Genomic DNA, 9465 nt, shown 5'->3' with positions numbered 1-9465 from the left:
GCCGCGACCCACCCCCACAACACGGTCACGTCCGTTAGGTCGCCCGCGAACAGCGCCCGCTCGGCCTGCACCACCCAGTTGACGGGGTTGACGGTCGCGACCGCGCGCATCCACGCGGGCGCCGCATCGAGCGGCAACAGCATGCCCGACAGGATCAGCAGCGGGAAGATCAGCGTCTGCTGAACACCCCAGAACAGCCACTCGCGATTCTTGGTCGCGAGAGCGAGCGAGTACGACAGCGACCCGAGTCCCACGCCGAAGACGGCGAGCAGCGCGAGCCCGACGACCAGGCCGGGCACGTTGATCTGGAACCCGAAGGGCCAGGCGATCAGCACGATGACGATGGCCTGCACGACGATCGGCGCGATCTCTTTCAGCGCGCGTCCCACCAGCAGCGATGATCGCGCGAGGGGTGCGACGAGAGTGCGCTCGTGCGAGCCGGTCATGATCTCGTACTGCAGGTTCGAGCCCGTCGCACCGGTGCCGAACAGCACGATCATGACGAGCACGCCCGGCACGAACCACTGCAGCGTTTCACCCGCCGGCGCGCCCGACTGCCCGATCAGCAGCGGCGCGAACAGGCCGAGAAAAACCAGGGGTTGCAACAGGCTGAAGATCAGCGAGAACGGATCCCTCAGGGTCGGCCGCAGCTCGCGTGTCAGCACGTTCCAGGTGTCGCGCGGGACATTCGGCCGGGCAACAGCACGCGTGGTGTTGTGGGTCTGGGTGGTCATCGGTTCGCTCCCGTCTTCTCGGATGCCGAGGCATCCGTCTCTGGTGTCGTTTCTGCACCCGAATCCGCCGCGCCCTCGCCGGCTTCGCGCAGGGTGCGGCCGGTCAACGCGAGGAAGACGTCGTCGAGTGTCGGCGGCACGCCCGTCGCTCGGGTCACGCGGATGCCCGCTTCGTCCAGCTCGCGCACGGCCTGCGGCAGCAGCGCGTCCCCGTCGGGGACGGTCACGCCGACGGATGCCTCGGCCTCGCGCCGCACCTCGCGATCCGCAAGCCCGGCGCGCGCGACGAGACCGCGGACGACCTCGGCCGCGCGGTCGGCCTCATCCGCGGACCCGAACCCGAGCGTGAGGACGTCGCCCGCGAGCGTCGCCTTGAGTGCGGTCGCCGTGTCGTCGGCGATGACGCGTCCCTTGTCCATCACCATGACGCGCTCGGCGTATCGGTCGGCCTCTTCGAGGTAGTGGGTCGTCAAGAAGATCGTCGTGCCGTGCGTGCGGCGCAGGTCGATGATGTGCTCCCACAGGTTTGCGCGGCTCTGCGGGTCGAGTCCGGTCGACGGCTCGTCGAGAAACAGCAGGGGCGGGGCGTGCATCAGGCCGAGCGCGATGTCGAGACGCCGCTTCTGCCCCCCGCTCAGCTGCTGCACGGTGCGCGTCGCGAATCCGCCGAGATCGAGCGATTCGATCAGTTCGTCCGCGCGACGGATGGCGTGGGCCCGCGACATCCCGTAGAACGCGCCCTGGCTCAGCAGCTCATCCCGGGTGCGCTGCGAGAAGCTCCCGCTCGTGAGCTGCCCGACGTACCCGATGCGCGCGCGGACGCCGGACGGATCGGAGAGGATGTCGTGACCCACGACACGGGCCGTGCCCGCCGTCGGCGGCAGCAGGGTCGTGAGCATGCGCAGGCTCGTGGATTTGCCGGCCCCGTTGGGGCCGAGGAACGCGACCAGCTCGCCCGCCGCGACCTGGAACGACAGGTCGGTCACGGCGTCGACGGTCTTCTTCTTAACGGTGAATCTCTTCGTCAGCCCGTGGGCCTCGATGATGGGTTCGTTCGGCATACTCAGAAGCTAGAACGCGATGCGGACAGATTCCGTCCGCATCATGAGGCAATCTAGGGTCATGTCCGACACCACGACGAGGGCCCTGTCGCTCCTGAACATGCTGCAGACGCACCGGCACTGGCCGGGGTCGGAGCTCGCCTCGCGCCTGGGCGTGACCGAGAGGACCGTGCGCCGCGACGTCGAGCGGTTGCGCGAACTCGGCTATCGCATCGAGTCGTCACCCGGATCAGCGGGCGGGTACCGGCTCGAGGCGGGGAGCGCCGTGCCGCCCTTGCTGCTCACGGATGAGGAGGCCGTGACGATGGCCATCGGACTACGCGTCGCGGCGACGCAGCGCCTGGTCGGCGGTCCCGAGACGACCCTCGCCGCGCTCGCGAAGCTCGAGCAGGTCCTGCCCGCGCCCCTGCGGCGGCGGGTCAACGCCCTCGCGGCGACCGTACAGCCCGCGGGAGTCGGCGCGGGCTCGGCGGTCTCACCCGACGTGCTCGGCGAGCTCGCCCTCGCGTGCCGCGATCACGAACGCGTGCGCTTCACCTACACCTCCGCCGCGGGAACGGTGGGCGTGCGCCGGGTCGACCCGCACGTCCTCTCCCCCGCCGACCGGCACTGGTACCTGCTGTGCTGGGACCTCGACAGGGAAGACTGGCGCACCTTCCGCGTCGATCGCCTGACCGAGGTACAGCACACCCGCGTGCTGTTCGAGCCCCGGGCGCTATCGGCCGAGGAGGTCGACGAATACATCCTGGTCGCGACATCGTGGGTACGCACGGCGGTCGAGGCGAGTCTGGTCCTCGACATGCCGATCGAGCGGATGCGCGAGGCGTTCGGTCAGTGGGCGCAGGGCGCCGAGGAGGTCGACGACCATCACACCTGGTGGCCGGTCGGGGGCCGCGACTTCCGCGAGACGATGTACGGGATGTCGTGGGTGCCGACCGGCGTGGGCTACACGACCGATCTCGCCGAGCCGGCGCGTTCGGAGCTGCGCGAAACCCTGGTCCGGATGCTTGCGGCCCTGGATGCCGAACCGGCAGCGCCCCGAACCGCGCCGAGCCACGTGTGGCGTTAGTCGCGGATCACGAAGTTCTCGAGGATCGGCGGCGCCGCGAGCACTTCGCCGAGCCGCGGAATCGCCCCCTCGGGCGTCGCGCGAAAGGCGCGATACGCGTCCTCGGACGCGCGATCCGTCCAGATCTCGTACAGCGTCCACGTGTCGGGATCGGAGTCATCGAGAAGGATATCGAGCCGCTCCAACCCCGCGAACGCCCGGGTCGCCCGCAGCATGTCGTCGACGAGGGCCGGGATCTCGTCCCGCACCTCCGGCCGGAAGGTGAAGCGGACGATGCTCGCGACGGCCACGTCAGTGGGTCTGGTCGTCGGGGTATTCGAGGCTGATCTTGTCGGCCGGGACATCGAGCGCCTTGGCGAGCATCCCGGTCAGGACGACCTTCGGCACGAGGCAATCGCTGCAGATGCCCTCGCCGGCCGTGATGACGGCGTTCGTCCTGTCCTGATCGGTCTCGACGGACAGCGTGTAGCCGTCTACCGAGAGCATCTTCTGCAGGTCATCGAGTGTGGTGGTCATGTTCGTTCCTGACTCCGAGAAAAGTGAACGAGGATTCGGCCTTGCGGCCTGATACCTCTTCTATGAGGTCGTCCTCTATTAGGCTCCCCGGCGGCCGCGCGCCGCCAAGAGCTTTCCGGCTGGTGGAAGACTGCGTCCGCGCCGCATGAGCGAGGCTCACGCCGCACTCGGCGGTCGTCCCATCGCCGAGGGCGCTCCCAAGCCGCGCGAGATCGCGCGGGCCGTTGCTGAAAGCGCGGGGAGCACGGCGTGCGGGGTGGGTGTGGCCGAGGGGACGGTGACCGCGACGGCCCCCACGATGCGGTCGCGCGGGCCACGGATCGGAACCCCGACGGAGGTGCAGTCCGAGGTGATGGAGTCTTCGACGATGCCGACGCCCGAGCGACGCACGTCGGCCAGAACGCGCCGTAGTTCATCCGGGTCGGTGATCGTGCGGTCGGTGAAGCGATGCAGCCGGCTCGTGAGCACCTCTTCGCGGAACTCGTGCGGCGCGAACGCCAGCAGCACCAGGCCCGTGCCGGTAGCGTGTAGCGGCCAGCGCCCGCCCAGTCGCGATAGCACTGTCGCTCCCGCCCGCGCACGGAGCGACTCGACGTAGACGACGTCGTGCCCGTCCCGCACCGCGAGGTGCACGTTGGCGTTCGTGGCCGCCTGCAGGTCACCGAGGAACGGCAGCGCGACGTCCCGCAGCCGCATCCCCTGCGGCTCGAGGGATCCGAGTTCGAGGATGCGCATGCCGATCGCGTAGCGACCGTCGGCCGAGCGCTCGAGCGCACCCCAATCGCGCAGCTCGCCCACCAGGCGGTGCGTCGTGCTGAGGCTGAGGGTCGATCTGCGGCTGAGCTCGCTCAGCGTGAGAAGCAGGTGATCTTGGTCGAAACACTCGAGGATGGCGAGCGCACGCTGCGCCGCCGTCATGCGCTCGGAGCGTGCGGACCTGAGTTGGCTGATGGTCATCGTCGACCCTCTCCCGGAAGCTATATGCGCGCCAAGCTACCTCGAACTCCCGCGGTGCGAAAGGTTTTGCACACCGTTTTCCGCGATCCGATGCCGGTTTTCTCGGCCGTCTTCCACCGGGTGAAAGTTGCCTTCCGTCGCGTGTTCGAACGCCTTCAGCGAACCGCGCACGCGCGGGTGTGCGCTACGGCAGTCGCGGCGCGGGGGGACGATTCTCGGCAGAGTACACCGGCGACGCGATGAGGAACGGGATGGCGGCGGCCCGGACCTCGTCCACGGGCTCATCGGGGAAGGCCTCTTCGATCGCACGGTGGCGATCGATCACCCCGGCCGCGAATTCGGGATGCGTGAGGATGAACATGTCGCCCCGCCGGACGCCCAGCAGCACCCGCTCCCCCGCCTCCTCCGCGGTCATGTACGGCTGGGTCTTCGAGAACTCGGCGAATCCGGGGTCGCGCGGGGCGTATCCCGACTCGCCGTAGCGCTCCGGACGCAGGGCGGTGCCCGACGAGATGTTGCTGTGCACCGGACCCGGGCAGTAGGCCGAGACGCCGATACCCTCGGGCAACAACTCGATGTGCAGCGCCTCGGACAGCGCGATCACGGCCGCCTTCGTCATCGAATACAGCCCCGCGACGATCGGCAGAAGGCCTGCCATCGACGCCGTGTTCACGATGTGTCCGCCCTCGCCGTGCGCACGGATCTTCGGCAGGAATGCCTGGATGCCGTTGCCGACACCGCGGATGTTGACGTCGATGATCCAGGCCCAGTCATCCGGGGTGGCATCCGCGACGGGACCCGTGAGTCCGATGCCGGCGTTGTTGACGAGGACGTCGACGCGCCCGAACTCCGCCTCGATCTCGTCCGCGGCGGCACGCATCGCCGCGAGATCGGTGACGTCGACGCTCAGCGCGCGCACCTCCAGGCCCGCGTCACGGAAGACGGCGGATGTCTCGTCCAGGTGTTCGGCACGGCGCCCGGTGACGACCACGCGCATCCCGGCGCGCGCGAACGCCAGCGCGATGCCGCGCCCGATGCCGCTCGACCCGCCCGTGACCACCGCAACCTTGCCGGCGACGTCGTCCATCACGAGAGCCCGAACAGTCGGGCGGCGTTGTCTTTGAGGATCATGGGGCGTACCTCGTCCTTGATGTTGAGTGCTTCGAAATCGCGCATCCAGCGCTCGGGCGTGATGACCGGAAAGTCGGAGCCGAACAGCATCTTGTGCTTGAGCAGCGTGTTCGCGTACTGCACGAGCTGGGGCGGGAAGTATTTCGGCGACCAACCCGACAGGTCGATGTACACCCGCGGTTTGTGCGTCGCGACCGAGAGCGCCTCGTCCTGCCAGGGAAACGACGGGTGCGCCAGGATGATGTCCATCCCGGGAAAGTCGACGGCGACGTCGTCGACGTGCATCGGGTTCGCGTATTTCAGACGGATGCCCCCGCCACCGGTCTGCCCCGCGCCCACGCCCGTCTGGCCCGTGTGAAAGAGCGCGACCAGGCCGTGTTCTTCGATCACCTCGTACAGCGGGTAGGCGATCGGGTCATCGGGGTAGAACCCTTGGGCGCTCGGATGGAACTTGAATCCGCGCACACCGTGCTCGGTGACCAGTCGCCTCGCGTGTTCCACGCCGGCCTGGCCGCGGCGGGGGTCGACGCTCGCGAACGGGATGAGCACATCCGAGTTCTCGGCGGCGAGCCGCGCGATCTCTTCGTTGGCGGGTTCGGGCTCCTCGCCCGTGCGGGTGTAGGAGTCGACGGTGAAGACGACGGCAGCTGCTGAACTTCGCGCTGCTCGGAATGGGCATCGTGATCGTCACCGAGGGTGCGCTGAGCTTTCTCGGGATGGGTATCCCCGCCCCCGCGCCGAGCTGGGGAAACATGATCTTCGAGGGGCAGCAGTCGCTGTCGGCGACACCGCTCCTCGTGCTGTGGCCGAGCCTTGCGCTGCTGGTCACGGTGCTTTCCTTCAACATGCTCGGAGAGAACCTCAGAGACGAGATGAGCGGCCGATGAGAACACTGCCCGAGCCGACCGTTGCCGATGCGGCGACGGATGCGTCGACCGCCGACCCCCGGACCGTGCTGTCGGTGGAGAACCTGCGCGTGACTTTCACGCGGGGCGCGCGACCCGTTCACGCTGTGAACGGCATCTCATACGAGCTGAAGGCCGGGCGCATGCTCGCCATCATCGGCGAGTCTGGTTCGGGCAAGTCGGTCAGCGTCCGCGCCCTGATGGGTCTGCTCCCACCCAGCGCGCAGATCAGCGGCTCGGCACGCCTTGACGGCCGTGAACTCGTCGGGCTCGACGAGAAGTCCCTGCGGGGTGTGCGCGGCGAAGACATCTCGGTCGTCTTTCAGGACCCGGCGCGGTCGCTGAACCCGACCATGAGCGTCGGACACCAGATCACCGAGGCGATCCAGACGCACCATCGCGAGATCGGCAAGAAGGCCGCGGCCGAGCGTGCGATCGAGCTCCTCAAGATGGTTCGCCTACCCGCCGCCGAGCGTCGGTTCCACGAATATCCGCACCAGCTCTCGGGCGGTATGCGCCAGCGCGTGATGATCGCCATCGCGCTCGCCGGCAACCCGAAGGTGCTCATCGCGGACGAGGCCACCACGGCGCTCGACGTGACGACCCAGGCGCAGATCATGGAGTTGCTGGTCGATCTGCAGGAGAGGCTCGGCACCGCCGTCATCCTCATCAGCCACGATCTGGGACTCGCCGCGAGCTATGCCGACGAGGTCCATGTGATGTACGCCGGTCGCATCGTCGAGCAGGCCGACACGGACGTGCTGTTCCGGAACGTCCAGATGCCGTACACCAAGGCCCTGCTCGGCGCGATCCCCCAGCTGTCCACTCCCCCGCACTCGCTGCTGCCGGTCATCGGCGGCCATCCGCCCGACCTGTCCGCTCTGCCGGTCGGCTGCTCGTTCCGCCCCCGCTGCCCACGGGCGACGGAGCAGTGCGGAGAACGCCCCGAGCTCGTCGAGGCCGAACCCGGGCACCGTTACGCCTGCTGGCACCCGCACCTCGAGGGGGCGAAATGACGACCGTGTCATCGACCGACTACGACGGGCCGCTGCTCTCGGTGCGCAACGTCGTCCAGGAGTATGTGAGTCAGGGCCCCGGCGGGGTCAAGGCGGGCGTCGTCCACGCCGTCTCGGATGTCTCGTTCGACCTGGCCGTGGGGCAGACGCTCGGCATCGTCGGCGAGACGGGGTCAGGCAAGTCGACCCTCGCGCGTGCCACGATCCAGGTCGAGAAGCCGAAGTCCGGCGAGGTCTGGTTCAAAGGTCAGAACCTGGTGGGGATGTCCAAGCGCGAGCTGAAACGGGCGCGCCGCGATATCCAGATGGTCTACCAGGACCCCTTCGGGTCGTTGAACCCCCGGTGGCGAGTGGAGGATGTCGTCGCCGAACCCCTCATCGGGCACACGACGATGGGTGCTGTCGAGCGACGGGCCCGCGTGCGGGAACTGCTCGAACTCGTCGGGCTGAGCCCCGACATCTACCTGCGTCGGCGGCCGCTCGAACTCTCGGGCGGTCAGGCGCAACGTGTGGCGATCGCCCGCGCCATCGCCACGAATCCGGCGCTCGTGGTGTGCGACGAGGCGATCTCGTCCCTCGATGTGCTGATCCAGGCGCAGATCATGAACCTGTTCGAGAAACTGCGGGCAGAGCTCGGCCTGTCGTACGTCTTCATCGCGCACGACCTCGCCACCGTCAAGCAGCTCAGTGACCAGGTCGCCGTGATGCACCTCGGTCAGCTCGCCGAGGTCGGTCCCGCCGAACTCGTCTACGGGTCGCCTCGGCATCCGTACACCTCCGCGCTGCTCGGTTCGATTCCCGGGCTCGACCCGGTGACCGGCATCGCGCGGCGTCCCGTGACGCTCAAGGGCGAACCGCCGTCGCCGCTGCATCCGCCGTCGGGATGCCGGTTCCGCACGCGCTGCCCGCGGGCACAGGAGAAGTGCGCTGTCGAGGAGCCGAAGCTCGTCGACTTCGGCGCCGGGCACAAGGCCGCGTGTCATTTTCCGCTCGACGCGGTGCCCACGGTCTCGGTCGATGCGCTGCGCGCGACGATGCCCGAGCCGGCGCTCGCGTCATCCGCCGTCGCATCCCGAAACAGGGCGTAAGACACCGGACAGGAGGATGTCAGGGCCGTTACGGTGGCGGTATATCGCGGCGATCCGGGTGGTCCCGGGCACCGGTTCATACCCGGTCGTGTTGCGGGTTCGACTCCCGCCGTCGCGTCTAGTTTGAAGGGCCCGAGATCCCCGCAATTACGCGGATCTCGGGCCCTCGCATTCTCGTTGAAACGCGTTTTGCCCACATTTTGCCCACATTTTGTGAGCAGGAAACACACGATCAAGGTGTCGCCGCCCTGTCTCCCGGGAGGATGCCGGTCGCGGATTGTGGATGCCGTGGGTAACTGGTAACGGGAGTTATGACAATCGCTCGACGCCGATTCAATACGCTGCATGGGAATCGAAGGCATCGCACGGCGTCGCAGCTTGGAAGCCGGGCGCACCCGGCGTGGGGACCCCCGAAGCAGATGCGCACCTCGGAGGCAGAGCATTGAGCGCCGTCAGCGACAGCATGGGCCAGCCCTTCGGTGGAGATGGTGAATTCCACCAACAGATGTCCAGATCAGCCCCGGTGTGCGGTGGTAGATGTCCCAGGCTCATCACTCGAATTCCCGTTAGACATGTCCCAGTGGTGATTGCTTCGATCATCGCTCTGATGCGGGTCACCACTGAAGAATCCTTTGAGGGAGCTCGGTGCTGTGCCCGGCCCGCGACGAGAATGGACGCATGTATCGCGGGCGGGAGCTGCCTCAGCTGCGGTTGTCACCGGCCTGTCTCCGCCGGCGATGGGTACCGCAAACGACGAATTTCAGTTTCGGGGCATGGGGGTTTCGGCACACGGTTTCGGCACGGCGTGCCGACATCGCGGCGCTGCACCTGGTCGTCGTGCCGCAATCGATCAGTTTTGAACGTTTGCGGAAACCCACAAAGGCGGGCCAGTAGCTCTCTCAATGACCACAGACGATTGGCCACCTCTCAATAAGTCAGCATCCGATGTATAGTCATCGCATGCTGACTATTACCTCGCGACTTGACG

The 9465-nt window shown here is 67.6% G+C and carries 10 protein-coding genes, 1 tRNA gene and 1 pseudogene; 5 read left to right on the top strand and 7 right to left on the bottom strand.

Translation table 11 applies throughout. The features are described 5' to 3' along the window. Positions 1–734 (bottom strand): ABC transporter permease (locus MIC448_RS06605; RefSeq protein ID WP_036297594.1); only part of this gene is annotated, 734 nt, incomplete at its 3' end. Then, complete coding sequence (locus tag MIC448_RS06600; RefSeq protein ID WP_081766223.1) at positions 731–1795, bottom strand: ATP-binding cassette domain-containing protein; 1065 nt, start codon at positions 1793–1795, stop codon at positions 731–733. The genes MIC448_RS06600 and MIC448_RS06605, both read right to left, overlap by 4 nt. A gap of 61 nt (positions 1796–1856) precedes the next feature. Here MIC448_RS06600 and MIC448_RS06595 point away from each other — a divergent pair, with 61 nt between their 5' ends. Beyond that, complete coding sequence (locus tag MIC448_RS06595; protein WP_036297593.1) at positions 1857–2864, top strand: YafY family protein; 1008 nt, start codon at positions 1857–1859, stop codon at positions 2862–2864. On the opposite strand, the gene MIC448_RS06590 is transcribed toward MIC448_RS06595, so the two are convergent. The 5 genes and pseudogenes from MIC448_RS06590 to MIC448_RS06570 all read right to left on the bottom strand — a co-directional run. Beyond that, a complete protein-coding gene (locus MIC448_RS06590) occupies positions 2861–3154 on the bottom strand; it encodes a putative quinol monooxygenase (protein WP_036297591.1) in 294 nt (97 codons plus the stop codon). The two genes, MIC448_RS06595 and MIC448_RS06590, sit on opposite strands and share 4 nt — an antisense overlap. A 1-nt stretch (position 3155) precedes the next feature. Next, a complete protein-coding gene (locus MIC448_RS06585) occupies positions 3156–3380 on the bottom strand; it encodes a hypothetical protein (protein ID WP_036297589.1) in 225 nt (74 codons plus the stop codon). 156 nt (positions 3381–3536) lie between these two features. Beyond that, complete coding sequence (locus MIC448_RS06580) at positions 3537–4337, bottom strand: IclR family transcriptional regulator (RefSeq protein ID WP_198517770.1); 801 nt, start codon at positions 4335–4337, stop codon at positions 3537–3539. A 184-nt stretch (positions 4338–4521) separates the two neighbouring features. After that, the gene (locus tag MIC448_RS06575) at positions 4522–5424 is read right to left on the bottom strand and encodes an SDR family oxidoreductase (RefSeq protein WP_036297585.1); all 903 of its coding nucleotides are present in this window, start codon (positions 5422–5424) and stop codon (positions 4522–4524) included. Next, positions 5424–6122 (bottom strand): annotated as a pseudogene (locus tag MIC448_RS06570) (amidohydrolase family protein); the annotation flags it as partial. The gene MIC448_RS06575 and the pseudogene MIC448_RS06570, both read right to left, overlap by 1 nt. Before the next feature lie 17 nt (positions 6123–6139). On the opposite strand from MIC448_RS06570, the gene MIC448_RS06565 reads away from it, so the two are divergent. The 4 genes from MIC448_RS06565 (at position 6140) to MIC448_RS06550 (ending at position 8595) form a co-directional block, all read left to right on the top strand. Next, on the top strand, positions 6140–6355 hold the full coding sequence (locus tag MIC448_RS06565; RefSeq protein WP_036297583.1) for a hypothetical protein: 216 nt from the start codon (positions 6140–6142) through the stop codon (positions 6353–6355). Further along, on the top strand, positions 6352–7389 hold the full coding sequence (locus MIC448_RS06560; RefSeq protein ID WP_081766221.1) for an ABC transporter ATP-binding protein: 1038 nt from the start codon (positions 6352–6354) through the stop codon (positions 7387–7389). Before MIC448_RS06565 ends, MIC448_RS06560 begins: the two co-directional genes overlap by 4 nt. Further along, a complete protein-coding gene (locus tag MIC448_RS06555; RefSeq protein WP_081766220.1) occupies positions 7386–8477 on the top strand; it encodes an ABC transporter ATP-binding protein in 1092 nt (363 codons plus the stop codon). Before MIC448_RS06560 ends, MIC448_RS06555 begins: the two co-directional genes overlap by 4 nt. 45 nt (positions 8478–8522) lie before the next feature. After that, positions 8523–8595, top strand: a tRNA-Met gene (locus MIC448_RS06550). Positions 8596–9465 lie beyond the last annotated feature (870 nt).

The organism is Microbacterium sp. C448 (assembly GCF_000582705.2).
Classification (GTDB): Bacteria; Actinomycetota; Actinomycetes; order Actinomycetales; family Microbacteriaceae; genus Microbacterium; species Microbacterium lacus_A.
Note: the sequence above shows the minus strand (reverse complement) of the source record. Positions and strands in the feature narration are given on the sequence as shown.

What these genes read in the sequence shown, in the direction of transcription:
- MIC448_RS06600 (WP_081766223.1), bottom strand. Translation starts at nt 1,795, where the DNA reads ATGCCGAACGAACCCATCATCGAGGCCCACGGGCTGACGAAGAGATTC.
- MIC448_RS06595 (WP_036297593.1), top strand. Translation starts at nt 1,857, where the DNA reads ATGTCCGACACCACGACGAGGGCCCTGTCGCTCCTGAACATGCTGCAG.
- MIC448_RS06585 (WP_036297589.1), bottom strand. Translation starts at nt 3,380, where the DNA reads ATGACCACCACACTCGATGACCTGCAGAAGATGCTCTCGGTAGACGGC.
- MIC448_RS06580 (WP_198517770.1), bottom strand. Translation starts at nt 4,337, where the DNA reads ATGACCATCAGCCAACTCAGGTCCGCACGCTCCGAGCGCATGACGGCG.
- MIC448_RS06575 (WP_036297585.1), bottom strand. Translation starts at nt 5,424, where the DNA reads ATGGACGACGTCGCCGGCAAGGTTGCGGTGGTCACGGGCGGGTCGAGC.
- MIC448_RS06565 (WP_036297583.1), top strand. Translation starts at nt 6,140, where the DNA reads ATGGGCATCGTGATCGTCACCGAGGGTGCGCTGAGCTTTCTCGGGATG.
- MIC448_RS06560 (WP_081766221.1), top strand. Translation starts at nt 6,352, where the DNA reads ATGAGAACACTGCCCGAGCCGACCGTTGCCGATGCGGCGACGGATGCG.
- MIC448_RS06555 (WP_081766220.1), top strand. Translation starts at nt 7,386, where the DNA reads ATGACGACCGTGTCATCGACCGACTACGACGGGCCGCTGCTCTCGGTG.